Origin of the sequence: Yoonia sp. R2331, assembly GCF_041103235.1 — a bacterium.
Taxonomy (GTDB): Bacteria; Pseudomonadota; Alphaproteobacteria; order Rhodobacterales; family Rhodobacteraceae; genus CANMYO01.
On the sequence record NZ_JBGCUN010000002.1, the window covers coordinates 466,946 to 492,500 of the forward strand.

At 60.2% G+C, this 25,555-nt stretch carries 25 protein-coding genes and 1 tRNA gene; 15 read left to right on the top strand and 11 right to left on the bottom strand.

Translation table 11 applies throughout. The features are described 5' to 3' along the window. The first annotated feature begins 96 nt into the window (after window positions 1-96). The 3 genes from AB3Y40_RS17090 to AB3Y40_RS17100 all read left to right on the top strand — a co-directional run bounded on the left by AB3Y40_RS17090 (window position 97) and on the right by AB3Y40_RS17100 (window position 3,777). Entirely contained in the window at window positions 97-1,266 is a 1,170-nt protein-coding gene (locus AB3Y40_RS17090) for a zinc ABC transporter substrate-binding protein (RefSeq protein WP_369440088.1), read from the top strand. A gap of 120 nt (window positions 1,267-1,386) precedes the next feature. Further along, the gene (locus AB3Y40_RS17095; protein ID WP_369440089.1) at window positions 1,387-2,511 is read left to right on the top strand and encodes a CobW family GTP-binding protein; all 1,125 of its coding nucleotides are present in this window, start codon (window positions 1,387-1,389) and stop codon (window positions 2,509-2,511) included. A 54-nt stretch (window positions 2,512-2,565) separates the two neighbouring features. Continuing rightward, on the top strand, window positions 2,566-3,777 hold the full coding sequence (locus AB3Y40_RS17100) for a GTP-binding protein (RefSeq protein WP_369440090.1): 1,212 nt from the start codon (window positions 2,566-2,568) through the stop codon (window positions 3,775-3,777). 117 nt (window positions 3,778-3,894) lie between these two features. On the opposite strand, the gene AB3Y40_RS17105 is transcribed toward AB3Y40_RS17100, so the two are convergent. The 3 genes from AB3Y40_RS17105 to AB3Y40_RS17115 form a co-directional block, all read right to left on the bottom strand. After that, a complete protein-coding gene (locus AB3Y40_RS17105; RefSeq protein ID WP_369440091.1) occupies window positions 3,895-5,106 on the bottom strand; it encodes a DVUA0089 family protein in 1,212 nt (403 codons plus the stop codon). 146 nt (window positions 5,107-5,252) lie between these two features. Then, window positions 5,253-5,378, bottom strand: coding sequence for a type B 50S ribosomal protein L36 (gene ykgO / locus AB3Y40_RS17110; RefSeq protein WP_008231708.1), 126 nt, complete (start codon window positions 5,376-5,378; stop codon window positions 5,253-5,255). Window positions 5,379-5,458: 80 nt separating this feature from the next. Next, a tRNA-Val gene (locus AB3Y40_RS17115) sits at window positions 5,459-5,533 on the bottom strand. A gap of 152 nt (window positions 5,534-5,685) precedes the next feature. Between AB3Y40_RS17115 and AB3Y40_RS17120 the strand changes: the two genes are divergently transcribed. Next, complete coding sequence (locus AB3Y40_RS17120; protein WP_369440092.1) at window positions 5,686-6,549, top strand: N-formylglutamate amidohydrolase; 864 nt, start codon at window positions 5,686-5,688, stop codon at window positions 6,547-6,549. Window positions 6,550-6,572: 23 nt separating this feature from the next. On the opposite strand, the gene AB3Y40_RS17125 is transcribed toward AB3Y40_RS17120, so the two are convergent. Further along, window positions 6,573-6,854, bottom strand: a complete 282-nt coding sequence (locus AB3Y40_RS17125) for a DUF1330 domain-containing protein (protein WP_369440093.1) — start codon at window positions 6,852-6,854, stop codon at window positions 6,573-6,575. A 93-nt stretch (window positions 6,855-6,947) separates the two neighbouring features. On the opposite strand from AB3Y40_RS17125, the gene AB3Y40_RS17130 reads away from it, so the two are divergent. Beyond that, window positions 6,948-7,820 carry a LysR family transcriptional regulator gene (locus tag AB3Y40_RS17130; protein ID WP_369440094.1) on the top strand — a complete coding sequence of 291 codons (873 nt, stop codon included), beginning with the start codon at window positions 6,948-6,950 and terminating at the stop codon, window positions 7,818-7,820. Here AB3Y40_RS17130 and AB3Y40_RS17135 read toward each other — a convergent pair. Beyond that, window positions 7,808-9,328 carry an ABC-F family ATP-binding cassette domain-containing protein gene (locus AB3Y40_RS17135; RefSeq protein WP_369440095.1) on the bottom strand — a complete coding sequence of 507 codons (1,521 nt, stop codon included), beginning with the start codon at window positions 9,326-9,328 and terminating at the stop codon, window positions 7,808-7,810. The two genes, AB3Y40_RS17130 and AB3Y40_RS17135, sit on opposite strands and share 13 nt — an antisense overlap. A gap of 218 nt (window positions 9,329-9,546) precedes the next feature. Beyond that, window positions 9,547-10,800: a DNA polymerase IV gene (locus AB3Y40_RS17140; RefSeq protein ID WP_369440250.1), complete on the bottom strand. Its 1,254-nt coding sequence runs from the start codon at window positions 10,798-10,800 to the stop codon at window positions 9,547-9,549. Window positions 10,801-10,825: 25 nt separating this feature from the next. Between AB3Y40_RS17140 and AB3Y40_RS17145 the strand changes: the two genes are divergently transcribed. From AB3Y40_RS17145 to AB3Y40_RS17155, 3 genes are all read left to right on the top strand, one after another. Further along, window positions 10,826-11,266: an NUDIX hydrolase gene (locus AB3Y40_RS17145; protein WP_369440096.1), complete on the top strand. Its 441-nt coding sequence runs from the start codon at window positions 10,826-10,828 to the stop codon at window positions 11,264-11,266. Between the two features lie 126 nt (window positions 11,267-11,392). Further along, window positions 11,393-12,286: an SPFH domain-containing protein gene (locus tag AB3Y40_RS17150; protein ID WP_369440097.1), complete on the top strand. Its 894-nt coding sequence runs from the start codon at window positions 11,393-11,395 to the stop codon at window positions 12,284-12,286. After that, complete coding sequence (locus AB3Y40_RS17155; RefSeq protein WP_369440098.1) at window positions 12,286-12,555, top strand: NfeD family protein; 270 nt, start codon at window positions 12,286-12,288, stop codon at window positions 12,553-12,555. The genes AB3Y40_RS17150 and AB3Y40_RS17155 overlap by 1 nt, the downstream gene beginning before the upstream one ends. 86 nt (window positions 12,556-12,641) lie before the next feature. Here the strand turns inward: AB3Y40_RS17155 and AB3Y40_RS17160 are convergent, their stop codons facing one another. The 3 genes from AB3Y40_RS17160 to AB3Y40_RS17170 all read right to left on the bottom strand — a co-directional run bounded on the left by AB3Y40_RS17160 (window position 12,642) and on the right by AB3Y40_RS17170 (window position 13,966). Further along, window positions 12,642-12,836 carry a hypothetical protein gene (locus tag AB3Y40_RS17160; RefSeq protein WP_369440099.1) on the bottom strand — a complete coding sequence of 65 codons (195 nt, stop codon included), beginning with the start codon at window positions 12,834-12,836 and terminating at the stop codon, window positions 12,642-12,644. 89 nt (window positions 12,837-12,925) lie between these two features. Further along, window positions 12,926-13,642 carry an orotidine-5'-phosphate decarboxylase gene (gene pyrF, locus AB3Y40_RS17165; protein ID WP_369440100.1) on the bottom strand — a complete coding sequence of 239 codons (717 nt, stop codon included), beginning with the start codon at window positions 13,640-13,642 and terminating at the stop codon, window positions 12,926-12,928. 162 nt (window positions 13,643-13,804) lie between these two features. Beyond that, entirely contained in the window at window positions 13,805-13,966 is a 162-nt protein-coding gene (locus tag AB3Y40_RS17170) for a hypothetical protein (protein WP_369440101.1), read from the bottom strand. 191 nt (window positions 13,967-14,157) lie between these two features. On the opposite strand from AB3Y40_RS17170, the gene clpB reads away from it, so the two are divergent. Both clpB and AB3Y40_RS17180 read left to right on the top strand, forming a co-directional pair. Next, the gene (gene clpB / locus AB3Y40_RS17175) at window positions 14,158-16,770 is read left to right on the top strand and encodes an ATP-dependent chaperone ClpB (RefSeq protein ID WP_369440102.1); all 2,613 of its coding nucleotides are present in this window, start codon (window positions 14,158-14,160) and stop codon (window positions 16,768-16,770) included. Window positions 16,771-16,870: 100 nt separating this feature from the next. After that, window positions 16,871-17,830 carry an endonuclease/exonuclease/phosphatase family protein gene (locus AB3Y40_RS17180; RefSeq protein WP_369440103.1) on the top strand — a complete coding sequence of 320 codons (960 nt, stop codon included), beginning with the start codon at window positions 16,871-16,873 and terminating at the stop codon, window positions 17,828-17,830. Between the two features lie 26 nt (window positions 17,831-17,856). Here AB3Y40_RS17180 and AB3Y40_RS17185 read toward each other — a convergent pair whose 3' ends face one another. Continuing rightward, complete coding sequence (locus tag AB3Y40_RS17185) at window positions 17,857-19,377, bottom strand: fasciclin domain-containing protein (protein WP_369440104.1); 1,521 nt, start codon at window positions 19,375-19,377, stop codon at window positions 17,857-17,859. Between the two features lie 89 nt (window positions 19,378-19,466). Further along, a complete protein-coding gene (locus AB3Y40_RS17190) occupies window positions 19,467-19,943 on the bottom strand; it encodes a fasciclin domain-containing protein (protein ID WP_369440105.1) in 477 nt (158 codons plus the stop codon). 243 nt (window positions 19,944-20,186) lie between these two features. On the opposite strand from AB3Y40_RS17190, the gene AB3Y40_RS17195 reads away from it, so the two are divergent. From AB3Y40_RS17195 to AB3Y40_RS17215, 5 genes are all read left to right on the top strand, one after another. Beyond that, window positions 20,187-21,686: an FMN-binding glutamate synthase family protein gene (locus AB3Y40_RS17195; RefSeq protein ID WP_369440251.1), complete on the top strand. Its 1,500-nt coding sequence runs from the start codon at window positions 20,187-20,189 to the stop codon at window positions 21,684-21,686. 57 nt (window positions 21,687-21,743) lie between these two features. Then, window positions 21,744-22,646, top strand: a complete 903-nt coding sequence (gene msrP, locus AB3Y40_RS17200; RefSeq protein ID WP_369440106.1) for a protein-methionine-sulfoxide reductase catalytic subunit MsrP — start codon at window positions 21,744-21,746, stop codon at window positions 22,644-22,646. After that, window positions 22,646-23,263 (top strand): protein-methionine-sulfoxide reductase heme-binding subunit MsrQ, encoded by a 618-nt coding sequence (msrQ, locus tag AB3Y40_RS17205; RefSeq protein ID WP_369440107.1) that lies wholly within the window; start codon window positions 22,646-22,648, stop codon window positions 23,261-23,263. The genes msrP and msrQ overlap by 1 nt, the downstream gene beginning before the upstream one ends. A gap of 63 nt (window positions 23,264-23,326) precedes the next feature. After that, window positions 23,327-23,998, top strand: a complete 672-nt coding sequence (locus AB3Y40_RS17210) for a VPLPA-CTERM sorting domain-containing protein (protein ID WP_369440108.1) — start codon at window positions 23,327-23,329, stop codon at window positions 23,996-23,998. A 126-nt stretch (window positions 23,999-24,124) separates the two neighbouring features. Next, the gene (locus AB3Y40_RS17215; protein ID WP_369440109.1) at window positions 24,125-25,291 is read left to right on the top strand and encodes an MFS transporter; all 1,167 of its coding nucleotides are present in this window, start codon (window positions 24,125-24,127) and stop codon (window positions 25,289-25,291) included. The last annotated feature ends 264 nt before the right edge of the window (window positions 25,292-25,555 follow it).

The following is a 25,555-nucleotide window of genomic DNA, read 5'->3' on the forward strand; positions in this document are numbered from 1 at the left end:
AAGAGGCGCGTAACGTTATAAAATCACACAGGGTTCCCAATGTCCAGAATGCGCGCTTCACTCTCTGCAATTGCCACTTTGATGGGTGGGACGGCCATGGCCGATGTCCCCAATGTGGCCGTCGACATCGCGCCAGTGCATGCACTGGTCGCGCGGGTGATGGAGGGCGTCGGCACGCCGGACCTGATCGTCGCCCCCGGCGCGTCACCGCATGAATACAGCCTGCGCCCGTCCGAGGCATCGGCGCTGCAAGACGCCGACATCGTCGTATGGATGGGTCACGACCTGACCCCGTGGCTGGAAGACGCGATCGACACGCTTGCGGCCGATGCCAGCGTCATGTCCTTGCTTGAAGCCGACGAGACGACGTTGCTGGATTTCCGCGAAGGCGCGTTGTTCGAGGCGCATGAGCACGACGAGCATGACGAGCATGATGAGCACGATCACGATGATCACGATGACCATGCCGAGGATGATCATGAAGACCACGCAGAGGACAAGGACGACCATGATCACGACGATCATGATGAGCATGCGGAAGATGCGCATGACCATGACGAAGATGAGCATGACCATAAAGAACACGCCGAAGCGGACGGCCATGATGATCACGATCATGATGACCACGACGATCATGCAGACGGCGAAGACAAGCATGACGACCACGATCACGGCGCGCATGCAAAGGATGATCACGAAGATCACGACCATGATGATCATGCGGACGCTGGTGGCCATGAAGGACATGATCATGGGGAACATGATCCGCACGCATGGCTGTCGCCCACAAATGCAACCGCTTGGCTGAACATCATCGCAGCAGAGCTGTCAGCGGCGGATCCTGACAATGCAGGCGCTTATTTCGCCAATGCAACGGCAGCCAAAGCCGAGTTGGAGGAGCTGTCAGCCGAGGTGAATGCGATCCTTGAACCGGTGCGCGGCGAAAACTTCGTGGTGTTCCACGACGCCTATCAGTACTTCGAGGTTGATTTCGATTTTCCCGCCGCGGGAGCGATCTCGCTCAGCGACGCAACTGATCCAAGCCCCGCGCGGATCGCCGAAATTCAAGAGCGAGTGCAGGATCAAAACGTGGCCTGCGTCTTGTCCGAGCCGCAGTTCAATCCGGGTCTTGTCGCGACAGTGCTAGAGGGGACAGATGCGCAGACCGCCGTGATCGACCCGCTTGGCGCTGACCTAGAACCCGGCTCTGCGCTTTATGCACAAGTGATCCGCAACATGGCCAAAACTCTGGCCGGCTGCCTTTAGGCAAGTCTTGCGCCGTGGACGCAATCGTTTCGGTTGCGGCCACGGCGCTGCGGCAGTTCGGGATTGTCGTCTTGTGCTCAAATGATGTTATGATATTACGTAACGAAAGTGGAGAAGCAGATGCCGACTGACACACCATCCCGCCCCTCAGCGACCACTGACCTGCGTGTGCCTGTGACCTTGCTGACCGGCTTTCTTGGGGCGGGCAAGACAACGCTGTTGAACAAGGTGCTGGCAGATGCGTCATCGGGGCGTATCGCGGTGATCGTCAACGAATTCGGCGAAGCGGAGCTGGATCATGATTTGATTGCCGCGGTCGAGGATGACGTGGTGCTGATGCAGTCGGGCTGCCTGTGCTGTTCGATCCGGGGGGATTTATCCAAAGCCATCGCTGACATGTTAAAACGGCGTGCGGCGGGTCGCTTTGATTTCGAGCGGATCGTGATCGAAACCACAGGTATCGCAGAGCCGGGCCCGATCCTGCAAACGATACTGATGGATGTGATACTGGCCCGCAGCACCCGGATGGATGGTGTCGTGACAGTGGTCGACGCAGCGAACGGCCCAGAGATACTGGATACGCAATTCGAGGCCGTCAATCAGGTGGCGATGGCCGACCTGATTCTGCTGAGCAAGACCGATCTGGTCGATGCCCCCGCGGTGACCGGACTGACAGCCCGTTTGCGCGGGTTGAACCCCACTGCGCCGATCATCGCGCAAGATGCGGGACCTGTCGCATCGGCACGGATGTGGGGACTAAGTGGTCTGCGGCGCGACGTACCGTTGCGGGACGCCATTGTATGGACCACGCCTGCAGCGACGCCCGCACCCGCGCTTGACCCGTTGGCCAATCTGTCCGGCCTGTCGAGCCCCAAACCGGAGCAGGCCCGGATCGCCCCCCATGACAACCGCATCGTCTCGGCCTCGGTCGAGGTTCCGGAACCGCTACAGGACGAAAACTTCAACCGCTGGCTTGAGACGTTGATGGCCCTGCGGGGCAGCAACATTCTGCGCACCAAAGGGATCGTCTTTCTGGACGGCATAGAGAAGCCGTTTGTGTTTCATGGCGTGCAAAAGCTTTTTAACCCGCCTGTGCCGCTGGATACTTGGGCTGGCGGTCCGCGCACCTCGCGCATTGTTGTGATTGGCCGCGATATGGCGGCGGCAGAGTTGCAGGACAGTTTTCGCCTGCTGCGGGCCGGCCAACACCGCAAGACCACAACCACTCAGGACGCTGATGCATGACGCATCTTCGGCTCTGCTGAGCCACACAATTCCTATCGTATCGGAGACCCCACCATGACTGATACTCGCCTTCCCGTCACTGTTCTGTCTGGTTTTCTGGGCGCAGGTAAGACCACCCTGTTGAACCGTGTGCTGAACAATCGCGAAGGGCGTCGGGTTGCCGTGATCGTGAATGACATGTCCGAAGTGAATATCGACGCTGATCTGGTCCGTGCCGACACCGAGCTGAGCCGCACCGATGAGACGCTGGTCGAGATGTCAAACGGCTGCATCTGCTGCACGCTGCGTGACGATCTTTTGCAAGAGGTGCGCAAGCTCGCAGATGCGGGGCGTTTTGACTATCTGTTGATTGAATCGACTGGCATCTCTGAACCGTTGCCAGTTGCGGCGACTTTCGATTTTCGTGACGAAGGCGGTGACAGCCTGTCGGACGTTGCCAAGATCGACACGATGGTCACGGTCGTGGATGCTGTGAACCTGCTGCGGGATTATGCCAGCCATGATTTTCTGCACGACCGGGGCGAGGTTCTGGGCGACGAGGATGAGCGCACGTTAGTGCATCTGCTGACCGACCAGATCGAATTTGCCGACGTGGTGATCCTGAACAAAACTGCAGATGCCGGGGCAGAGCGGACCGATGCGGCCCGCAAGATCATCCGCAGTCTGAACGCTGACGCCAAGATCATCGAGACCAATCATTCGGATGTGCCGGCTGATGCGATCCTCAACACAGGTCTGTTTGACTTTGAAAAGGCGCACGAGCATCCGATGTGGGCGAAAGAGCTTTATGGGTTTGCCGATCATGTACCGGAAACCGAAGAATATGGTGTAACCTCTTACGTCTATCGCGCGCGGCAGCCGTTCATCCCGGAACGGATCATGGAAGTTCTGAATAGCGATTTGCCAGGCGTGATCCGGGCCAAGGGGCATTTCTGGATCGCGACGCGGCCCAATTGGGTCGCCGAATTTTCGCTTGCCGGGGCATTGTCGAGCGTGACCCCGCTGGGCACGTGGTGGGCATCAGTCCCCGAAGATCGCTGGCCGACACATGACAGCGCGCGTCAGTATATTCAGGCCCATTGGCAGGACCCGTGGGGTGATCGCCGCCAAGAGATCGTGTTCATTGGGGCCAATATCGACTGGCCAGCCTTGAAGGCGCGGCTCGATGGGTGTCTGGTGCCTGCGCTGGCAGCCGCTGGCCCCGACACGTTGCCCGACTTCCCTGATCCGTTCCCGGTCTGGCGTCGCGCTGTAGACGCTGCATAACCGTGTCAGTCATCGCTGCCATTTGCCGGAATCGGTGAGAGACTGCTGGCGCTTGACCTCAGCCGAGAGGATTGGGACAGGGATGGTCAGCCGGTCGGAACCGCCTGACCGGTCCCGTCAAGGTGCCGGAATATAGCGTTCCATCAGGACGCGCACGGTGCCTTGCCCGGCATCAAGCTGTTTCACCGCCAGCAAGAACCCGCCAGAGGTCACGCGCGCAGCGATCATGCTATCAAGGCCGCCAGCGTTGTCATCGTTGATGGCGATCTGGCGGCCCAGATCATCATAAAGCGCGATCCAGGGGTCCACACCGTTGCCTGCGCCAATCGCCTCGATCAGCAAAAGGCCGGGTTGGGCGACGTCAAAGCTGAACCATGTGGCGGCGTCGGTGACTTGCTGGTCCGTACGCAGGCGGTTTGACAGGCTGCCCAGATCGGTGATTGCGACGGTTCCGTCCATCGGGGGCGCAGCCTCGCCGCTGGCATAGAGCGCGGCAATCGCAGCTTGCGGGTCATAGACCGCGACGCCCACGTCAATGGGCAGGTCCTGATCATCCAGTGCCGCAACTTCCAGGCAGTAATCACCGGCTGCCAGACCTTCGGTGAAATCCAACTGGCTGTTGAGGCCGTTGAAATCATCGTTTTCACCGATGATGTCGCCTGCGGCGTTGCGCAGGGTGATGACCGGGTCGGCGCTTTCATTGGCGGCGGTGACCGAGATTGCGGTGTCGGTCGCAAGGGTGAACGACCAGAACGGGGTTTCGTTCACGCTGGCCGATGCGGCCAGAGGGCCATCCAGCGTGCCAAGCGGGCGCGCCTCTGCACAGCTGCCAGATGCAGCAGCGGGGCTGGCAGATGGGCTGTCGGACACGCCAGCGGTCAGAGCCTCGTGGTTGGACAGGCCAACGCGGACAAAGGCAGTCATCGGAGAGCCGTCATAGCTGGCCATCGACACGCAATAGGTGCCCGCATCCAACGACAGTTCGGCGCGCGCGGCCCCGTTGCCGCCCGAATCATCGTCAGAGGTGACGATGTTGCCGCCAGCGTCCAGCAGATCAAAGGCCGGGTCGCCATTGCCGCGGCCCGCAGCCTCGACCCGGACATCGGCGGGGGACGACAGGGTAAAGAGCGAGACATGCTGGTTGCCCGAGAGCACCAGGGCCATTTGCTCGCGGTAGCCGTCAGCGGTGGCGATGTCTGACCCGGCCTCTGAGCCGCCAATCCAGGTGCCGTCGGTTCCGGCCCCGCCGCAGATGTCCTGCGCCTGTGCGGCCCCGGCGGTCAGGGCAAGCGCGCTGGCGATCATGGCGTGTCTGGGAATGTTGAACATGAGAGACCTCTTTGTCTTAAACTGAATTGCGGTCAGCCTAGGGCCAAATGCCTGTTCAATCTACCCGCCATTCCCGCAGGTTTTGCGCAAAAGAAAAGGGCCGCACCCCGAAAGGTGCGGCCCTTTTGATCTGATGTCGCGGCGGTTTAGCCCTGGCGGGCTTTGAACCGGCGCTGCGTCTTGTTGATCACATAGACGCGGCCCTTGCGGCGCACGATGCGGCAATCGCGGTGGCGCTGCTTGAGCGAGCGGAGGGAGTTGCGAACCTTCATGGGTTGCTTCCTTATCTCTGTCGCGGCGCGCGGATTGCGCCGAAGTTGCGTGTCTGGCCCCAGATGGGACCGGCGAATTCTGGTGGACGATACTGGGATCGAACCAGTGACCCCTTCGATGTCAACGAAGTGCTCTACCGCTGAGCTAATCATCCATGTCCTGTACGAATCGGCGTCCCATAACGAAATAGGACGCGGGTTGATCCGCGTCGGTCAGGTGGGTCTATAAAAGGATCGCATCTGGGGATCAAGGGCTTTTGGTATTGAACCGAAACGCGCTAGGTTAGGGGCAGGAAGGGCGAATTTGATGCGCCAGATGGCATATGAACTAAAGCATCCCAAAGACCGCACGACCAGTGTGGTTTTTGCCTCGCCGCACAGCGGGCGGGATTACCCTGCGTCGTTTCTGGCGCGTGCACAGTTGAACGAACATGAAATCAGGTCGTCGGAGGATGCATTTGTCGATCAGCTGTTTGACACCAGCCCCGATCACGGTGCGCCGTTTCTGACTGCGCGTGCGCCGCGCGCCTATGTGGACCTGAACCGCGCCCCCGAGGAGCTGGACCCTGCACTGATCGAAGGCGTGCGCAGGTTGTCACACAATCCGCGCGTCGCCAGCGGGCTGGGCGTGATTCCCCGCGTGGTCAGCAATGGCCGCCCGATCTATCGCGGCAAAATCTCACTCGAGCAGGCGCACGGGCGGATCACGCAGTATTGGCGGCCCTATCACGATCAGTTGCAGACCCTGCTGGACGAAAGCCGCAATACCTTTGGCGAGGCCGTGCTGGTTGATTGCCATTCGATGCCGCACGAGGCGTTGGACAATGTGGGCACTGCTGGTGCGATGCGCCCCGATGTGGTGCTGGGTGACCGGTTTGGTGCCGCCGCCGCCAGCGCCATCGTCGAACAAATCGAAGCCGCGTTTGCGAGCGCAGGCCTGCGTGTGGCGCGCAATATGCCCTTTGCCGGGGCCTATATCGCGCAGCACTATGGTCGCCCGTCGCGCCGCCAGCACGCCGTCCAGATCGAAGTGGACCGGGCATTGTATATGAACGAGCGGACGATGATGCCCAATGGCAACTTTGCCGCCTTCCGCGCCCTACTGGGTGGGGTGATCGCGGAGATCGCAGAAATCGGCCGCACCACACCGCAGCGGGTCGCGGCCGAATAGGGCGAGCCATTTGCCCGCCGACCCTAGCCAAGCACTACGATATCGGACTGACCGGCCTTGCGGCGCAGCGCGTGCGTCTCTGCCAGGTCGGGATCGTTGATCCAGTTCTGTGCCGATTGAGTGTCGGGAAACGTGAGCACGGCGACCGTGTCGGTCAGTGTTGGTGTGCCATCAATCGCTATAAGGTTGCCACTGGCCCCCGCGACCGCGCCACCATGGCGGGCCAGTGCGGGTCCGGCGAGTTCGCGGTAGGCGGCAAGGCTTTCAGGGTCGGCGATGGTCAGGTGTGCAATTGCGTAGGTCATGGGTATCTCCTGTGTCTGGTCCAACTGACCTAACCAGCAGACCATCATGCGTAAACGCGTGCATATGCATTCACAATGTGCAAGAACGCATGTATGGCAATCAGTTGGGATGACTTGCGCACAGTTCTGGCGCTGGTGCGGGGCGGCACGCTGGCGACGGCTGCTGCAGAGCTGGGCGTGGCCTACACCACTGTTGCCCGCCGCGTTGCCCGCGCAGAGACAGCGATGGGTGTGACGCTGTTTGAACGGTTGGCCGAAGGGTATGTGCCAACTGAAACGGCACAACTGGTTGCAGAACATGCCGCAACAATGGAGCAATCGCAGGACGCGTTGCTGCGCGGGGTCTCTGGCAGGGACAAACGCTTGACCGGGAGGTTGACGGTGACCGCGCCGCAACTGCTGATCGGACCCGCAATGGGCAAAGCCATTGACGCCTTTTGTAAGGCCTACCCGGATGTGGCGCTGGATGTGCGGGCGACGAATACGCCGCTCGACCTCACCCGGCGCGAGGCTGATCTTGCCGTGCGGATCAGCCGCGACCCCGGAGACAGCCTGATGGGTTTGCGGTTGGCAGAACAGCAGACCGCCGCATTTGCCGCCCCCGACCTCGCGGATCGCCTGTTGCAGGACAAGTCGGTACCTGTGGAATGGCTGATTTATGCGGACTACGACGTGGTGCCCAAAGCGGTTGACCGAAGCTGGCCGGATCACCGGGTCAGGATACGGTTTGACGATATGGTGGCGATTCTTGGTGCGGCCAGGGCCGGGCTGGGCGTGGCGCGGCTGCCGTTCTTTCTTGGCCGCACGACACCGGGATTGGTGCAAATCTCGGTCTTGCCGCCACAGCCTTACATGGACATCTGGGTGGTGGCGCATCGGGACGTCTGGCCCTCAGCCAAGGTCACGGCCTTCCGGGATATCCTGTCGGCCCAGATGCGGGCCGACAGGGCGCTTTATGTCGCCTGAGCCATTTCGGTGGCGAAGAAATCCTCGGCGTCGTCAACTTCAACTAACCGCCGCCGGTCGATGAGCCAGAAGCGGTTGCCGACATTGCGCACGAAGCTGCGGTCGTGGCTGACCAGCAGGCAGGCCGCACCGTGGTGGATCAGCTCTTCCTCCAGTGCTTCTTGCCCTTCGATGTCTAGATGGTTGGTCGGTTCATCCAGCAGATAGAAATTGGGGTTGGTCAGGCGCAGCACCAGCATCGCAAGCCGCGCCTTTTGCCCGCCCGACAGACGCCCCAAAGGCACATCCTGCATCTGGTGCACCACGCCGGCGCCGGCCAGCAATCCGCGCGCGCGTTGATCGCCCACGTCGAACCGTGTGGTGATCACGGTCATCGGGCTGTCGGCAAGGTCAAGCTGGCTCAGGTGTTGATCCGCGTAGCCCGACACCACGGTCGGTGCGGATTTGACCGGGCTGTCGCCGCCTGAAAGGGCTGCGTTGATCAGGTTCACAAGCTGGGTCTTGCCCGTGCCATTGGCCCCGAGCAGTACCACGCGGTCGCCCGGTGTGATCCATTTCTGCCCCGTGCTATAAAGCGGGCGATCATCGGGCGTTGTGACCGCCACATCATCCAGCGTGATCAGCGCCTTGGCATGGGTGCCCGCGTTGACCAGCCTGATGTCGCCTGCTGATTGCTCCTGATGGGCGGGCTTGGCCGCCGCTTCCATCTTTTCGGCCCGTTCGGTCAGTTGTTTGGTCTTGGTAATTAACAAGTCGGAACCGGAGTTGATTCCGATATTCTTGAGCTTGGCGGCCTGTTTGCGCAGTTGCGTGGCCTTGTTGAGGTCATTGGCAAAGCGCCGGGCATCAGCGGCGTCGGCTTCTTCCAGTGCGGCCCGCGCACGGCTGAAGGACAGCGGAAAGTCGCGGCTGCGTTCGGCGCGCAGAAACAATGTGCGGGTGGTCACGGCATCCAGAAACGCCCGGTCGTGGCTGGTGATGATCACCGCGACATCGCGCGGCAGGCCCGCCAGCCAGTCCTGAAGCAGCGCGATCCGGTGCAGGTCGAGGTGGTTTGTCGGTTCATCCAGCAGCAGCACATCGGGTTCGGTGATCCAGGCAGCGGCCAAAAGGGCGGTGCGTTGCCAGCCGCCTGAAAGCTGATTCAACGGCTGGTGTTGCAGGTCGTATGGCACTGAGAGCGCGTCAAGGGCCACATCGACGCGCCAGGCCTCATAATCCTGCTGTTCAGGCGGAAGCGCCGCAAGAACGTGGTCATAAAGTGTGCGATCCAATGCGGTGTCAGGTACGTATTGCGCGACATGGCCGATACGCAGGCCCCGGGCGCGGGTGATCTCGCCCGTGGTGGCTTCGGTGTCGCCGGACAGGCAAGCCAACAGTGTGGATTTGCCACGTCCGTTGGCGGCGACGAGGCCCAGTCGGTCGCCCTTGTGCAGGGTCAGATCGAGGCCGGCGAAAAGAGGGTCAGCGAGCGTGACGCCGAGGTTGGTGATGTGAAGCAGGCTCATGTGGTCAGTCCATAGAAAGAAGTGCCGGGGACCGGCGATTGGGCTGACGAATTCTGGTCAGCCCTGCAAACGTGTTCGCAGGGCGTGACGGGGGCCGTGCTGAAGTCGGCGTGTTACTCTGCGCATCAGCGTGGGCCCTCCTTTTGTTGAGCGTTGCAATTGGGGCGATACTAAATCTCTTTGAAGAGATTTAAACAGAATTTTTGAAAATTCTGCGCCTAGCGGAGAGCGCGGCCTTTCATGATGGCATCTGCGCCGAATTTCGCGCGGATCTTATCGGCGGCACGTTCAGCCTCTGCCCGTTTGCCGGCATCAGGGTCCAGCAGATCACCTTCGCGGTCGGCGTCGGCATCGCCGGTGATGTCGCTGATACCCACCCCCAGCAGGCGGAACGGGCCACGGCCCGAAACCTGATCAAAAAGCCCGCGCGCGGTGCGATAGATCGTGTCGGTCAGTTGTGTCGGGTGCCGCAGGCTTTGCCGTTTGGACACCAGCTTGAAATCCGACGTCTTGAGCTTCAGCGTCACCACGCGGCCTGCCTTGTCCTTGGCTTTGGCCCGCGCGCTGACCTTTTCAGACATCCGCCAAAGGTGCCCATCAAGGATGTCGATATCGGCGGTGTCTTCGTTGAATGTCGTTTCATTCGACAGGCCTTTGACGGGCGTATGGGATGAGATGCGGCGCCCATCCTCGCCACGGGCAAGGGAGTAGAGCCGCTCGCCCATGCCGCCAAATCTGTCATGCAGGTCGCGGCGGTCCCAGCGCAGCAGATCATCAAAAGTGCGGATGCCCGCCTTGGCCATCGAATCCTGCGCCACAGGACCAATCCCCCAGATCAGGCGGACGGATTTGGGGCGCAGAAATGCGGTCGTCTCTTCTTTCCCGATGATCGAAAAGCCGCGCGGCTTATCAAGATCGGAGGCAACTTTCGCCAGAAATTTGTTGTGTGACAGCCCGATGGAGCCGGTCAGGCCAAGTTCGTCCTGCATCCGCTTGACCAGCCGGGCCAGCATGACGGCGGGGGGCTGACCGTGCAGCCGCGCGGTTCCCGACAGGTCCATGAACGCTTCGTCCAGGGACAGGGGTTCAACCACAGGGGTCAGCTCGTCCATCATCTCGCGGATTGCCTTTGAGGCCGCGACATAGGCGTCAAAGCGGGGTTTGACGACGATCGCCTCGGGGCAGAGCTTGAGCGCCTTGAACATCGGCATGGCGGATTTGACACCCTTGATCCGGGCGACATAGCAGGCTGTGGATACAACCCCGCGCCGTCCGCCGCCAATGATGACCGGTTTGTCGGCCAGGTCAGGATTGTCGCGTTTTTCGACCGATGCATAGAAGGCATCGCAATCCATGTGTGCGATGCTAAGGTCAAAAAGCTCTGGGTGTGTGGTGACGCGCGGACTGCGGCAGTTGGGACACCGGCGGGTGTCCTCAAAAGGTGTCAGGCAATCGCGGCACAGGCTGGGCATGGGATCAGGATAAGGGGTCGGCGGCATGGTCACAACAGAGCCGTTTTCAGGCAGCAAGGTCGCTCTGTTTCTGGGGGATCAGCTGTTGATCACGCTGCGCGACGATTTTGATCACATCCCCTTTCCTAACCTGTGGGATTTCCCGGGTGGCGCGCGCGACAACGATGAAACACCGTTTCAGACACTGGCCCGCGAGGTGATGGAAGAAGTCGGGCTGGTGCTGCCACGTGAGGCCATTTTGTGGGAAAGCGCGTTTCCGGCCGCCAACAACCCTGATGCACGTATCTGGTTTTTCGTGGCGCAAATGCCGGCCGGTACCGAGGCAGATATTGTCTTTGGGGATGAGGGGCAGGGGTGGAAACTGGTGTCGTTGGCGGACTTTCTGGAGATGAAGCAGGTTGTACCGACTTTCGCCGGGCGATTGCGGGTGTGGATGGCAGAAACAGGCGGTCTTTCAGAGGGTTAGACATCGCTGAGTTGGCTGAAATCAGGTCACATCGCTTGCGTGAAACGGCCACAATCGGATGCCAATACCATTGCGAGCAGGCGGGTTGGCGCATATATGGGCCCCAGACACAAAGGATTACAAACGATGCCGATTGAGCAACTTTTAGCGGATTTTCTGGGTCAGAATTTGGTTCTGATCCTTTTGGCAATTTTCATTGTCATTTGCATTCTGGCTGGTGTGCGCATCGTGCCGCAGTCGCAGAAGTTTGTGGTCGAAAGGCTTGGCCGTTTGCGGTCTGTGCTGGGGCCGGGCATCAACTTTATCGTGCCGTTTCTGGACCGGGTGCGGCACAAGGTGTCGATCCTTGAGCGCCAGTTGCCGACCATGGCGCAGGACGCGATCACATCGGACAACGTGCTGGTGCAGGTTGAAACATCGGTCTTTTATCGCATCATCGAGCCTGAAAAGACCGTTTACCGGATCCGCGATGTGGATGCGGCGATTTCGACGACAGTGGCGGGCATTGTCCGGTCAGAGATTGGCCGGATGGAGTTGGATCAAGTGCAAGCCAACCGCAGCCGGTTGATCGAAGCTGTGCGCGAACAGGTTGCCCAACAGGTGGATGACTGGGGGATCGAAGTGACGCGCGCCGAAATTCTGGACGTGAATCTGGATCAGGCGACGCGGGCTGCAATGTTGCAGCAGCTGAACGCCGAACGCGCACGCCGTGCGCAGGTGACAGAGGCCGAAGGCACCAAGCGGGCCGTGGAACTGCAAGCCGACGCAGAGCTATACGCTGCCGAGCAAGAGGCGAAAGCGCGCCGCGTGACGGCGGATGCCGAAGCTTATGCCACGCAGGTTGTCGCCGTCGCGATTGCCGAGAACGGTCTGGAAGCGGCGCAGTATCAGGTGGCACTCAAGCAGGTTGAGGCGCTTAATGCGCTGGGCAACGGCGAAGGCAAGCAGACGATTGTGCTGCCTGCCAATGCGATTGAGGCCTTTGGCGATGCCTTCAAGATGCTGAAAGGTGGGCGCTGATGCTGAGCGATCAATGGTGGGTCTGGATGTCAGCGGCGCTGGCAATGGCCACGCTTGAGGTGATCGTGCCGGGCTACATCTTTCTGGGCTTTGCCGCAGGTGCGTTCTTTGTCGGCGCGATGCTGCTACTGGGCCTGACCGGTATGTCGCTGCCGGTGATGTTGGTGATCTTTGCGGTCCTTTCGCTGATTGCCTTTCTGGCGCTGCGCAAGGTCTTTGGCCTGAAAAACGGTCAGGTGAAGATCTGGGACCGCGATATCAACGAATAACCTTTGGCGACGCAGATCTAGGGGGCGCGGCGGGGTAAACCCCGCCCTACCCAAGGGCCAAAGGTCGGCGCAGGGTTGCGCGTGTGCTAACGCGTCAGGCGGGGCGGTTCGAGGCTGCGTCGGGCGCGATGGGCCAGAATGTCTGACAGCAGCGCGGGACGCAGGGGTTTGCGGGTCTTGACCCGTGTCGGGACCGTCACGATCCGTCCAGCGTGGGGAAGACAGACCTGAGCCTGATAGGCCTGCGTGCGGGGGTCGTAATGCAGGTCGCGGATTTCCATCGGATAAGCCTTTCAGCGTTGTGTCCTACAACTCTGACGTATGATTCCTTACCAAAGTTTCACCACGGCTCGCGTTTTCGTGAATCGGCCTAGGCGTTGGGCCGCGCAGCCTGGGGCGAGACCATTTCAGCCAGAATGGCCTGTGCTGCCGCACGTGGATCGGCGGCTTGCCAGATCGGGCGGCCGACCACGATGTGATCGACGCCATCGGCAATCGCCTGCGCGGGCGTTGCCACCCGTTTCTGATCGCCCAGCTCCGCGCCAGCAGGACGCACGCCGGGGGTCACGATCAGCTTGCCTGTCGCCTCTGGCAAGGCGCGGATCAGCGCGGCCTCTTGCGGGGATGCGATGACGCCATCGGCCCCGGCAGACAAAGCCTTGCCCGCGCGTTCCTGCACCAGATCGGTGATCGCGCCCGCCTTGATGCAGGATGCATCCAGATCGTCACGGTCAAGCGAGGTCAGGATCGTCACGGCCAGAATCTTCAGGTTGCTGTCACCGGCCCCTTCTTTGGCCGCACGGACCACATGCGGATCGCCGTGCACGGTCAGAAAGTCGAGGTCGAATTGGCTGATGCCGCGCACTGCGGCCTCGACGGTGGCGCCAATGTCAAACAGCTTCATGTCCAGAAAGATACGCTTGCCGTGATCCTGCTTAAGCTCATTGGCCAGCGCCAGCCCGCCACCCGTCAGCATCCCCAGACCGATTTTGTAGAAATCAACGGCATCGCCCAGCTTTTCGGCCAGCGCCAGACCATCCAGAACGTTGGGCACATCGACGGCGACGATCAGGCGGTCATCTGACATTGGGCGGCTCCTTTCAAGGGTTCCGGGCGGGTCTAACCGGGCGGCGCAGAAGGGGCAAATGCAAATGACGCAGCCTGCGGGTTGCAAACTGCGCCATAGGGCTCGGTTGGGACGTATCCGAGCATCCGCCGGACTGACGCCCTGCGGATATTTCAAGCGCCCTTAGATGGACGCGTCTTTTGGTTCGCCGGTGCCTTTTGACAGGCCAACGACAGAAGCGGATTCAGCGTCATGCGCCCGCAGAAGCCTGATCGCCTTGGGCGACAGCGGGAACAATCGGTTGCCAGCAGACGCAGGTGCAGTGTTGTTGGGTGCAGATTGCATCGCTGGTTCCTATTGCGTCGTCATAGGGGAACTATGCTGATGCGTGGCTGGCGCGATAATGGGAAGAATGCACGCGCCTTCCCCCTTCTTGCAACACAGCGGAAGGGTGCCCATTTAGGGTGTGAGGCTCTTACGGGGTGTGCTGCGGATGCGGGCGCCCGGACCTGAGCGCTTGTAGAAGGAGAGAGACCATGAACTTGGACAAGTTCACAGAGCGGTCGCGCGGCTTTGTTCAGGCTGCACAGACCATCGCGATGCGCGAAAACCACCAGAGAATATTGCCAGAGCACCTTTTGAAGGCGCTGATGGATGACGATCAGGGGCTGTCGGCCAATCTGATCACCAAAGCCGCAGGCGACGCCGCTGCCGTCAGGCAGGCCGTTGATACGGCTGTGGCCAAGATCGCCAAGGTATCAGGCGGCGACGGGCAGGTGTTTGTCGACACCTCACTGGCCCGCGTGATGGACGAGGCTGAAAAGGTTGCGTCAAAGGCGGGCGATAGTTTTGTCCCTGTGGAACGGCTGCTGATGGCTTTGGCGATGATCAAATCCAAGGCCAAGGATGCGCTCGACGCAGGCAAAGTCACAGCGCAGGGGCTGAACGCTGCGATCAATGACATTCGCAAGGGGCGCACGGCCGATAGTGCCAGCGCCGAGGATGGCTATGACGCGCTCAAGAAATACGCGCGCGATCTGACCGAGGCGGCAGAGCAGGGCAAGATCGACCCGATCATTGGCCGGGATGAGGAAATCCGTCGCGCCATGCAGGTGCTGTCGCGGCGCACCAAGAACAACCCCGTGCTGATCGGGGAACCGGGCGTGGGTAAGACCGCGATTGCCGAAGGGCTTGCCCTGCGGATCGTCGATGGGGACGTGCCCGAGAGCTTGAAGAACAAAAAGCTGATGTCGCTCGACATGGGCGCGCTGATTGCCGGTGCCAAGTACCGCGGCGAGTTTGAAGAGCGCCTAAAGGCTGTTCTGAAAGAGATCGAATCCGCTGCCGGTGAGATCATCTTGTTCATTGATGAGATGCACACGCTGGTGGGTGCAGGCAAATCGGATGGCGCAATGGATGCGGCAAACCTGATTAAACCCGCACTTGCGCGGGGTGAACTGCACTGCGTTGGTGCCACGACCTTAGACGAATACCGCAAATATGTGGAAAAGGACGCGGCTTTGGCCCGGCGTTTCCAGCCTTTGATCGTGGAAGAACCCACCGTGGTCGACACGATCAGCATTCTGCGCGGGATCAAGGAAAAGTATGAACTGCACCACGGCGTGCGGATCTCTGATGCCGCGTTGGTGTCGGCGGCGACGCTGAGCCACCGCTATATCACTGACCGATTCCTACCAGATAAGGCGATTGACCTGATGGACGAGGCGGCCAGCCGGTTGCGCATGGAAGTGGACAGCAAGCCCGAAGAACTGGACGCGCTGGACCGTCAGATCATGCAGCTGCAGATCGAGCAGGAGGCCTTGAAGAAAGAGGACGACAAGGCGTCCAAGGATCGGCTGGAAAAGTTGACCGAGGAATTGGCGAACCTGCAGGACCGCGCGTCAGAGATGACCGCGAAATGGCAGGCCGAGCGCGACAAGCTGGAAGGCAGCCGCGAGCTGAAGGAACAGCTTGATCGCGCGCGGGCAGAGCTGGACATCGCCAAGCGGGAAGGCAACCTCGCCAAGGCCGGAGAGCTGTCTTACGGCGTTATCCCAGAGCTTGAGCGCAAGTTGTCAGAGGCCGAGGACACCGATGATCTGATGGTCGAAGAAGCCGTTCGGCCAGAGCAGATCGCTGAGGTCGTTGAGCGGTGGACCGGTATCCCGACCAGCAAGATGCTGGAAGGCGAGCGCGAAAAGCTGCTGCGCATGGAAGACGAGCTTGGCAAGCGCGTGATCGGTCAGCATGGGCCGGTACGTTCGGTGGCCAATGCGGTGCGCCGTGCGCGTGCGGGTCTGAATGACGAGAACCGCCCGCTGGGGTCGTTCCTGTTCCTTGGGCCAACCGGCGTGGGCAAGACGGAACTGACCAAGGCCGTGGCCGAGTACCTTTTCGACGATGACAACGCGATGGTGCGGATTGATATGTCAGAGTTCATGGAGAAACACGCCGTGGCCCGTCTGATCGGCGCGCCCCCCGGTTACGTTGGCTATGACGAAGGCGGTGTTCTGACCGAGGCGGTGCGGCGCAGGCCCTATCAGGTTGTGCTTTTTGACGAGGTCGAAAAGGCGCACCCGGATGTGTTCAACGTGCTGTTGCAAGTACTTGATGATGGTGTGCTGACCGATGGTCAGGGCCGCACTGTGGATTTCAAGCAGACGCTCATCATCCTGACGTCAAACCTTGGGGCGCAAAGCCTCAGCCAACTGCCGGACGGTGCTGACCCAAGCCAAGCCAAACGCGATGTGATGGATGCGGTTCGGGCGCATTTCCGGCCCGAGTTCCTGAACCGTCTGGACGAGACGATCATCTTTGACCGTCTGGCCCGCGAAGACATGGCCGGGATCGTCACGATCCAGCTTGGCCGGTTGGAAAAGCGTCTGGCAAGCCGCAACATCACGCTTGATCTGGATGATGGCGCGCTGAAGTGGTTGGCCGACGAAGGCTATGACCCAGTGTTCGGCGCGCGGCCATTGAAGCGCGTGATCCAGCGCGCCTTGCAGGACCAGTTGGCCGAGATGATTCTCGCGGGTGACGTTCTGGATGGTGCGACCGTTTCGGTCAGTGCCGGGGCCGATGGGTTGATCGTGGGCGACCGTGTCAGCGGGTCTCAGCGCAGCAAGCCCGATGATGCGGTTGTGCATTGATTGACCAGAACCGGCCCGTGTTTGCGCGGGCCGGTTTTCTTTTGGGCAATCGGCAAAGCACAGCTAGGGTGGCGGCATTGACAGGTCCAAGGATTTCACGATGCCGCCTTTTCCCCAGCCCGCTTTCAACTTTGATTTTGACCCCGACGCCGAAGTGACCGCCCTGCGCCAGTGGCGTGACACCCAGCCGGGGCGTGCGATCCCCGACAAACATGACGGCAGGCTGCTGCTGGGCAGTTGGAACATCGCCAATCTGGGCGACAGCGGGCAGGTCCGCGACGCGCGCGATCTGCCGCTGATGGCTGAAATTCTGGGCTGGTTTGACATCATCGCGCTGCAGGAAGTGAAGGAAAACCTTGGTGATCTGATGAAGATCAAGGCGATGATGCCGGGCTATGACGTTGTGCTGTCAGACCAGACCGGCAATGGCGAGCGGATGGTGTTTCTCTACGACGCCACCCGTGTGAACCGGCTGGCGCTGGTGGGAGAGATCGACATTTCACCCAAGGATCAGCGACATATCAAGATCCCCAACTCCACCCAGAAATTCACTGGATTTGACCGTGCCCCCTACATGGTGGCGTTTGAAAAGGATGGCTTTGTCCTGACGGTCGTGAACGTGCATCTGTTCTTTGGCTCATCCTCGCAGCGGTCGATCAATCGCCGCGCGTTGGAAACCTATGCCGTCGGGCGCTGGGGCGATCTGCGGCGCAAACGGGGCCGCGCGTTTTCGCACAATCTGGTGGTGATTGGTGATATGAATATGCCTGTGGCGGACGTGGGCGACGAAGTGTTCGAGGCGCTGACAAAGCGCGGTCTGCACATCCCCGAGCATCAGTCGCGGATCGGCACCACGATCACCGAAGGCAAGCATTACGACCAACTGGCGTTCTTTCCGGGTGACGCCGGCACCGCTTATGTGCAGGACGGGGTGTTTGATTTTGACGGGGCGGTCTTTGCGGATCTGTGGGATACGCGGACCGAGAAAGAGTTCGAGGCTTTTGTGCGCTATCACCTGTCAGATCACCGCCCGATCTGGGTGCAGTTCCGCACCGATTAGGGGCCGGTTGCCCGGCCCCCCAATGGCTACAGAATAAAGTCATCCTCTGTCAGGGAATGCAGGCGCGTCCCCGACAAGAAAATATCGGTGCCATCAAGATGGATCGTCGTGCCGCGCCAGCCGTCCGACAGGTTATGGGCCAGATCGGCGTAGCTTTCGATCCCGAAGGCGCTGAGGTCGATGGTGTCATTGCCGCGGCGGTCGAAATCGCTGATGACGTTGACGCCTTCGTCCTGCTTGAAGATGAAGGTGTCGCGCCCGCGCCCGCCCGTCAAAAAGTCAAAACCGGCGCCGCCCGAAATCTCATCATGGCCGCGTCCGCCCTTGATGACGTCGTTGCCGCCTTCGCCCTTGATCACATCGTGGCCTTTGCCACCCCAGACGAAGTCTCGCCCTGATCCGGCAAGCACAACATCATGACCCTTGCCTGCGAACACCACGTCCCAGCCACCTTTGGCGTCGATGTAGTCATTGTCACGACCAAGTTTGGTGATTGACCCCCGATCATCTCCGATCAAAAAGTCGACGTCATTCTTGCGCCCGCTTGATTGCAGGATGTCGATCGGGACAAGCACGCCATCAATCACATGCAGGACGCCGTTTGCGGCCTGAATATCTGTGGCAACTAGGTTGGGGTTCGCGAAGTCGGGGTCGCCGTCCACCAGTGCTGCGCCATCGCGGCCCAGATCAACGCCCAGAAGCGTTGGGATCTGATCCAGGGCCAGCACCTGGCTGGCCTGCAGGCTTTCGGGGGCCACGTGGTAAAGCAGGATGTTCGTGAGCAGCGGGATCGGGTCATCACCGTTCGACAAAAGACGTAAGGCATCGACGATATAGCCAAAGGCGTCCGCCTCGTTGTCACCTGTGAACCCAAGCGCCTGTGCCAGCCCGACAAAGGCCGCGTCATTCGGGGCAAAGACGGTAAGGTCTGCATTCGGGTCTGCCAGCGCGCCGGCCAGATCAGCGGCAACAACCGCCTCGCGCAGGATGTCAAAATCAGACAGATCATTGTCAAAGCCAGGGCCTGAGGCGACAGCGATGTCCGTGATTGTCGGTGCGTCGTTGCCGGGCAGATCAATCGGCAAGAGCACCTTGTCGATCACATGGACCACGCCATTGCTGGCCATGATGTCAGTGGCCACAAGCGAGGGGTCGATCAAATCGGGTTCATTGTCCACCAGCGTCGGCAGATCGGCAGTGATCGTCGGCCCCAGCGCGGTTGTCAGCGTTGGATCCGCGGCAATGTCAGCGGCTGTCTTGACCTCTGGTAAGACGTGGTACTGCACCACATCGCGCAAGGTCTCGGCGGGGACGTTGCCTGCCAGAAAACCCAGCACGGCGTCGGCATCAGCGGGATCGCCCGCAAACCCAAGATCGGCAGCCAAACTGCCAAAGGCCGCATTGGTAGGCGCAAAGACAGTCAGGGTGCCGGGGTTGGATAAGGTTGTCACAAGGTTGGTGCCCAGATTGGCATCAAGGAATTTGACAGCGCCCAGCAGCACCGAAAAGTCAGGGCCAGAGGCGATAGCGGCGATTGAAGGGTTCATGATGTGTCATCCTGTTGGGTAGGCCCGCGTCACAGACCAAGGAAAAAGGGCGCCCGCAGTATTGCGGACGCCCTTTTGCTGCGACGGGATCAGCTGGGTGGCAGGATCACCTTGTCGATGACATGGATCACGCCATTGCTGGCCTCGATGTCTGCTGTCACCACGGTGGCATCGTTCACCATCACACCGCCTTCGGTCATGATTGTGACGTCAGCACCGTTCACGGTTGCGGCCATCATCTCGTTCGTCAGATCACCTGACATCACTTTGCCTGCGACAACGTGGTAGGTCAGGATGTTTGCCAGCGCCTCGGGGTCTGCCAACAACCCTTCAACGGTGCCTTCGGGCAGGGCGGCAAAGGCGTCATCGGTGGGGGCAAAAACGGTGAACGGGCCTTCGCCCTTCAGCGTTTCAACCAGCCCTGCGGCCTCGACTGCAGCCACAAGGGTAGTAAAGCTGCCCGCCTCTACAGCGGTATCAACGATGTCCTTGGAATGACCATCGGCAAAGGCGGGGGCGGCCAGCGCGGTTGAAGCAGCGAGTGCAATAAACGTTCTGCGAAGCATAGGTATCTCCTGTTGATGTGCGTGCCTTGATTGGCAATGCAGCAATTACGGGGGGTTTTGTGCATCGGATCACCGGGGGATTTCGCCGAGTGGACTTGACGGATTGGCCGGTTCGCCTAAGCCAGCGGGTTTTGTGGTTTCCACTCAAATCGACGTGTAAATTCGTGAACACGGATGTGTCATCCGGGCAGACTTTGCCCGCGATCTGGCGCATGATCCGCAACAAAGGAGACGACGATGGCGATGTTTTCGGATTTCACGATCAACCTGATCCAAGGGATGGTGTTTCTGTTCGTCCTGCTGGTGGGTGCCGCCGCTTTGCTGGTGCTGGTTCTGTTTGTCATCGACCGCAGCCAGCGCGCTGATGCGATCCGCCGGAACTACCCGGTGATCGGGCGGTTTCGCTATCTGTTCAGCACGCTCGGCGAGTTTTTTCGCCAGTATTTCTTTGCGATGGACCGGGAAGAGCTGCCGTTCAACCGTGCGCAGCGGGACTGGATCAAACATTCCAGCAGCGGCAAGGGCAACACGGTTGCTTTCGGGTCGACCCGGAACCTTGCCGCGCAAGGCACGCCAATTTTCGTCAATGCCGCCTTTCCACCGCTGGATCAGCAGGTGGCGGCGACCGCGCCTTTGGTGATTGGTCCGGGCGCGCGAAAACCCTATGCCGCGCCGTCGATCTATAACCTGTCCGGTATGTCTTATGGCGCGATTTCAAAACCAGCGGTGCAGGCGCTGAGCCGGGGATCGAAGGCGGCAGGCATCTGGATGAACACCGGCGAAGGCGGGCTGTCGCCGTTTCACCTTGAAGGTGGTTGCGACATCGTCTTTCAGGTCGGCACGGCAAAATACGGCGTGCGGGATGCCGATGGCAACCTGAGCGACGACAAACTGCGCGAGGTAGCCGCGCACGATCAGGTCAAGATGATCGAGATCAAGCTGGCGCAGGGGGCCAAACCCGGCAAGGGTGGCATCCTGCCGGGGGCCAAGGTCACGCCCGAGATCGCGCAGATCAGGGGCATCAAGGTTGGCGAAAGCAGCATCTCTCCCAACAGGCATGTCGAGGTAGATGACTGGGGTGATCTATTGGATCTTGTGGCGCGGGTGCGCGATGTCACGGGCCTGCCGGTCGGGATCAAAACGGTGATGGGCAATGGCGATGCGTTCGAAGACTTGTTTGCGTTGATTAACGAGCGCGGCCAAGAGAGCGCACCGGATTTCATCACGCTAGATGGCGGTGAGGGCGGCACGGGCGCCTCGCCCATGCCGCTGATGGATCTGGTTGGCGTCTCGATCCGCGAGGCGCTGCCCTATGTCGCCAATCTGCGCGATCAGGCGGGGCTGCATGATCGGATCAGGCTGATCGCCAGCGGCAAACTGGTGAACCCCGGCGATGTGGCGTGGGCCATTTGTGCGGGGGCTGACTTTGTCACGTCGGCCCGTGGTTTCATGTTCGCGCTAGGCTGCATCCAAAGCCTGAAGTGCAACAAGAACACTTGTCCCACGGGTATCACCACCCACGATCCGCGGTTTCAAAAAGGTCTGGTTCCCGAAGACAAAGACAAAAAGGTCGCCCATTACGCCAAGACGATCATCAAAGAAGTTGAAACAATTGCGCATTCGGTCGGCGTCACAGAGCCGCGCCAGATGCGCCCCAAACACGTGCGGATCGTGCAATCGGACGGAAAATCAGTGCCTTTGGACGTGTTAGAGGCGCGTTACAACAATCTGGCGGCATCGTGACAAACACTTCACGCTTTTGACCCTATATACTCTGGCAACATCTAATGGAGTATTTGCATGGCCTATCGCTGGACCAACGACCTGACCCACGCTGACGTGACCCCGAAGGCCGCGTTCCTGAACCGCCGCCAGATCATTGCGGGCACAGTCGGGCTGGGTGCCATTGCGGCGGGCCTGCCTGCGGCGGCGCAAGAGGCGCTGGAGCCGAACACGCTGGAAGAGATCACCAGCTACAATAACTACTACGAATTCGGCACCGGCAAGAATGATCCTGCCGAAAATGCCCATCAGCTGCAGATTGATCCCTGGTCGGTGAAGGTTGACGGCATGGTGGACAACCCCGGTGAGTATGCGTTGGCGGACCTGCTTGATGGGTTGACGGTCGAGGAACGGATCTACCGGTTCCGCTGTGTCGAGGCGTGGTCGATGGTCGTGCCGTGGAACGGGATCGAGCTGGCCGATATCCTCAACAAAGTGGGTGTGCAGGCGGGGGCCAAATACGTGGCCTTTGAAACGGTCGTGCAACCTGAGAACATGATCGGCGTGCAGCGCCGCGTACTGGACTTTCCTTATGTGGAAGGCCTGCGGCTGGATGAGGCGATGCACCCGCTGACCATCATGGCGACGGGCATCTACGGCGAACCGATTGCGAAACAAAACGGCGCGCCGATGCGCCTGGTGGTGCCATGGAAATACGGGTTCAAATCGATCAAGTCGATTGTGCGCATCACCCTGACTGACGAAGAGCCGCCGACCAGCTGGAACGTCGCCAATGCGCGCGAATACGGCTTTTACAGCAATGTGAACCCGGAAGTGGACCACCCGCGCTGGTCGCAGGCAACCGAGCGCAAGATCGGTGGCGGATTGTTCGCCGCGCGGCAGGACACGCTGATGCTGAACGGTTACGCTGACGAAGTTGCGAGCCTTTATGCCGAGAAGCCGTTGAACGAGTGGTTCTGATGACATTGACCGACCGCATAAACGGCGCCCTGCGCCGGGTTCCAGCGTGGACTATATATATAGTGTTCGCCGTCTGGACCGGGTGGGAGTTCTGGAAGGCGCTGACAGGCGTCGGCCCTTATGCGGTTGAGCCGATCAATGTGCTGGAACGTGAATACGGTGAAATGGCGCTGAAGCTTTTGGTTGCGGGCCTGTTGGTGACACCCTTGCGGCGGTTGGTGGGTGTGAACCTGATGAAGTTCCGGCGCGCGATTGGTGTGACGGCCTTTTTCCTAGTGCTGGCGCATTTCCTCGTCTTTGCCGTGCTTGATGTCCAATCGCTGGAACGGGTTTGGACTGAAACGATTAAGCGGCCCTATGTGACCGTCGGGATGTTGTCCTTCCTCGGGCTGATCCCGCTGGCACTGACGTCCAACAACTGGTCGGTGCGCAAACTGGGTGCGGCCACGTGGCGGCAACTGCACAAGCTGACCTATCCGGTCGCGGTACTGGCGGCGGTTCACTATCTGTGGCTGGCCAAGGGGTTTCAGCTGGAACCGCTGATCTACACTGGCATCATCGTCGGCCTAATCGCATGGCGCTATTGGCCTAAACTGGGTCAGGAATCCCGCGCTTGACGCAAGAACGAAAGTTCTCCTAGAGTCCGTTCATTCTAAAGAACTTTTTGAACGGAAAACGAAATGAGGCTTTTGACGAGTGCCCTAGTTGCGGGGCTTACGGTTGCTGGTGCGGCAAACGCGGCGGCAATTGATCTGACAGATAACACCTTTGCCAGCGTCGACTACGTCGATTTTGTGCAAGGCCCCTTGGGTCCGATTGAGGCGTTTACCGAAATCTCAGACGGTGTGACATTCAGCTTTGCAGCGCTGAACAACGGCCAATTCCGAAGCGTTGGAACTTGGGGTAACGGCACCTCAAATGCGAGCGGCCCATTCGGGCTGAGCTTCGGCGGCGGTGGCGGTGAAACAGCGGCTTTCACGCTGTCAGTCGATCATGACGTGACGCTGAATGCATTTCTGGGATTTGCGCAACAGTTCAACACTGGTGCTATTTTTGATGTGACCGGTACTGGCGTAAGCTCAACCGGCAACGCGTTTTCGACAAGCGGGTTTCTGGCGTCGGGCATCCCCGTCCTAGAGGCTTTCAATGGCGGTGCATTATCTTTGACGGCTGGCACAACCTACACGTTTGCGACAACCAATAGCGGGACAGCCACCCAGAGCCACCTGACAAGCCTCGACTTCACAAAGATCCCGGTCGGTCCGATGGCGGACGTCCCGCTGCCTGCCGGGATGCCGCTGTTGCTTGCGGGTCTTGGCGCGCTGGGGCTGGCGAAACGGCGCAAGCGCTAATCCAAGTTTCGACATGTATATAGTGAGGCGCGGTCCGATGGGGCCGCGCTTTGCATTTCCGGCATTCCACACGCGGGAATGGCCCCCGTTACTATCTATTGAGCATTTCGCTGATAGGGTCGGGCCATGACATTGTCCGCAACCCGCCGCACGATCCTGCTGACCATGGCGGTCTTTGCGTTGCATCCGCTGTCCTTTGGGGCGTGGCTGGCGCTGATCCCCGAGGTCAAAGCGATTTTGAACCTCAACAAGGCGGAACTGGCGCTGGCACTCTTGGGGATGCCGGTGGCGGTGATCCCGACCTTGCAACTGGCCAGCCGGATCATCCCACGCGTTGGACCCAGGCGATTGCTGATGGTGGGCTTTGCAGCGCAGCCCGGCGTCGCGATCCTGCCGTTCATCGCGGACGGCCAACGCGGGCTGTTCGTCGCCTTGCTGGCAGTCGGCTTTGTAATGGCATTTATGCAAGTGGCGCTGAACGTCTATGCCGGGCGTTTGGAAAAGCAGTTGGGCGTCACAATCATGAGCCGCTGCCACGGGCTGTGGGCGCTCGGACTGATGACAGGATCGTTCTGCGTGACCTTCTTTGTCGCAAACGGGCTGATCACCGCAGAACTGATGATCGCCGTGCCCTCTGCTGTGGCGGGCATCATCGTCGCCCGCGCAATGACACCGCTGCGGGGCGCGAACGACGGCGGCTTGCCGCCACCGCGCCGCAAACTGCACCAGATGCCGGCGGCGCTGTTCGCCATTTCGATCTTTGCGCTGGCGGTGGCCATGACCGAAGGCGCGATGTCGGACTGGGCCGCCATCTATATGGCTGAACGCTTGCCGCCCGGCGCTACGACTGCGGGTCTGGCTGTTACGGCCTATGCGGCGTGCCTTGCGGCAGGGCGGTTACTGGGTGATGCAGCCAAACGCTGGCTGGGGGCAGTGGGATTGGCGCGCGTCACCCTATGCCTTGCGATCCTGGGTCTGTTGATCCTGCAACTGCCGTTGCCGATTGGTTTTGCTTACGCGGCGTTCGGCCTGATCGGTCTAGGTGTGTCGGTGGGGTTTCCACTGGGGGTCTCTGCGGCGGCGGCGTTGGACGATGTGCACGAAGGGGCGAACATCGCCATCATGTCCTCGGTCGCGATCTGCGGGTTCTTGTTTGGGCCGCCGCTGATTGGGTTTCTGGCAGAGGCATTCACGCTGGGTGTCGGATTGCTGGCGCTTTTGCCCGGCTTGATTGCGGGCTTGTGGCTGTGCGGCGCGCTTGCGCCTGCCGAATCCACCGATTCCACTAAATGAATCGCAAATCACACCAGCGAGTCGCCCTGATCCGGGGTGAATCACTGAAATCCGGCAACCGACGACAAGTGAATCGGATGAATCGCGGCGATTCAGCTGTGATTTGACCAATTGGTCAGCCCGAGTCTGAGGGAGTCTTGTGGGTAAGCTGGTGGATAACCCAAAATCTGGGGTGTTCCGTTTTCTTTCCGCCTAAGAAAATTGCGATCCGACCCTAGGTCGGCGACGAATTATTGCCCTAAACCCCCTAAAACATAGGAAAAA

What these genes read in the sequence shown, in the direction of transcription:
- AB3Y40_RS17090 (WP_369440088.1), top strand. Translation starts at nt 97, where the DNA reads ATGGCCGATGTCCCCAATGTGGCCGTCGACATCGCGCCAGTGCATGCA.
- AB3Y40_RS17095 (WP_369440089.1), top strand. Translation starts at nt 1,387, where the DNA reads ATGCCGACTGACACACCATCCCGCCCCTCAGCGACCACTGACCTGCGT.
- AB3Y40_RS17100 (WP_369440090.1), top strand. Translation starts at nt 2,566, where the DNA reads ATGACTGATACTCGCCTTCCCGTCACTGTTCTGTCTGGTTTTCTGGGC.
- AB3Y40_RS17105 (WP_369440091.1), bottom strand. Translation starts at nt 5,106, where the DNA reads ATGTTCAACATTCCCAGACACGCCATGATCGCCAGCGCGCTTGCCCTG.
- ykgO (WP_008231708.1), bottom strand. Translation starts at nt 5,378, where the DNA reads ATGAAGGTTCGCAACTCCCTCCGCTCGCTCAAGCAGCGCCACCGCGAT.
- AB3Y40_RS17120 (WP_369440092.1), top strand. Translation starts at nt 5,686, where the DNA reads ATGCGCCAGATGGCATATGAACTAAAGCATCCCAAAGACCGCACGACC.
- AB3Y40_RS17125 (WP_369440093.1), bottom strand. Translation starts at nt 6,854, where the DNA reads ATGACCTACGCAATTGCACACCTGACCATCGCCGACCCTGAAAGCCTT.
- AB3Y40_RS17130 (WP_369440094.1), top strand. Translation starts at nt 6,948, where the DNA reads ATGGCAATCAGTTGGGATGACTTGCGCACAGTTCTGGCGCTGGTGCGG.
- AB3Y40_RS17135 (WP_369440095.1), bottom strand. Translation starts at nt 9,328, where the DNA reads ATGAGCCTGCTTCACATCACCAACCTCGGCGTCACGCTCGCTGACCCT.
- AB3Y40_RS17140 (WP_369440250.1), bottom strand. Translation starts at nt 10,800, where the DNA reads ATGCCCAGCCTGTGCCGCGATTGCCTGACACCTTTTGAGGACACCCGC.
- AB3Y40_RS17145 (WP_369440096.1), top strand. Translation starts at nt 10,826, where the DNA reads ATGGTCACAACAGAGCCGTTTTCAGGCAGCAAGGTCGCTCTGTTTCTG.
- AB3Y40_RS17150 (WP_369440097.1), top strand. Translation starts at nt 11,393, where the DNA reads ATGCCGATTGAGCAACTTTTAGCGGATTTTCTGGGTCAGAATTTGGTT.
- AB3Y40_RS17155 (WP_369440098.1), top strand. Translation starts at nt 12,286, where the DNA reads ATGCTGAGCGATCAATGGTGGGTCTGGATGTCAGCGGCGCTGGCAATG.
- AB3Y40_RS17160 (WP_369440099.1), bottom strand. Translation starts at nt 12,836, where the DNA reads ATGGAAATCCGCGACCTGCATTACGACCCCCGCACGCAGGCCTATCAG.
- pyrF (WP_369440100.1), bottom strand. Translation starts at nt 13,642, where the DNA reads ATGTCAGATGACCGCCTGATCGTCGCCGTCGATGTGCCCAACGTTCTG.
- AB3Y40_RS17170 (WP_369440101.1), bottom strand. Translation starts at nt 13,966, where the DNA reads ATGCAATCTGCACCCAACAACACTGCACCTGCGTCTGCTGGCAACCGA.
- clpB (WP_369440102.1), top strand. Translation starts at nt 14,158, where the DNA reads ATGAACTTGGACAAGTTCACAGAGCGGTCGCGCGGCTTTGTTCAGGCT.
- AB3Y40_RS17180 (WP_369440103.1), top strand. Translation starts at nt 16,871, where the DNA reads ATGCCGCCTTTTCCCCAGCCCGCTTTCAACTTTGATTTTGACCCCGAC.
- AB3Y40_RS17185 (WP_369440104.1), bottom strand. Translation starts at nt 19,377, where the DNA reads ATGAACCCTTCAATCGCCGCTATCGCCTCTGGCCCTGACTTTTCGGTG.
- AB3Y40_RS17190 (WP_369440105.1), bottom strand. Translation starts at nt 19,943, where the DNA reads ATGCTTCGCAGAACGTTTATTGCACTCGCTGCTTCAACCGCGCTGGCC.
- AB3Y40_RS17195 (WP_369440251.1), top strand. Translation starts at nt 20,187, where the DNA reads ATGTTTTCGGATTTCACGATCAACCTGATCCAAGGGATGGTGTTTCTG.
- msrP (WP_369440106.1), top strand. Translation starts at nt 21,744, where the DNA reads ATGGCCTATCGCTGGACCAACGACCTGACCCACGCTGACGTGACCCCG.
- msrQ (WP_369440107.1), top strand. Translation starts at nt 22,646, where the DNA reads ATGACATTGACCGACCGCATAAACGGCGCCCTGCGCCGGGTTCCAGCG.
- AB3Y40_RS17210 (WP_369440108.1), top strand. Translation starts at nt 23,327, where the DNA reads ATGAGGCTTTTGACGAGTGCCCTAGTTGCGGGGCTTACGGTTGCTGGT.
- AB3Y40_RS17215 (WP_369440109.1), top strand. Translation starts at nt 24,125, where the DNA reads ATGACATTGTCCGCAACCCGCCGCACGATCCTGCTGACCATGGCGGTC.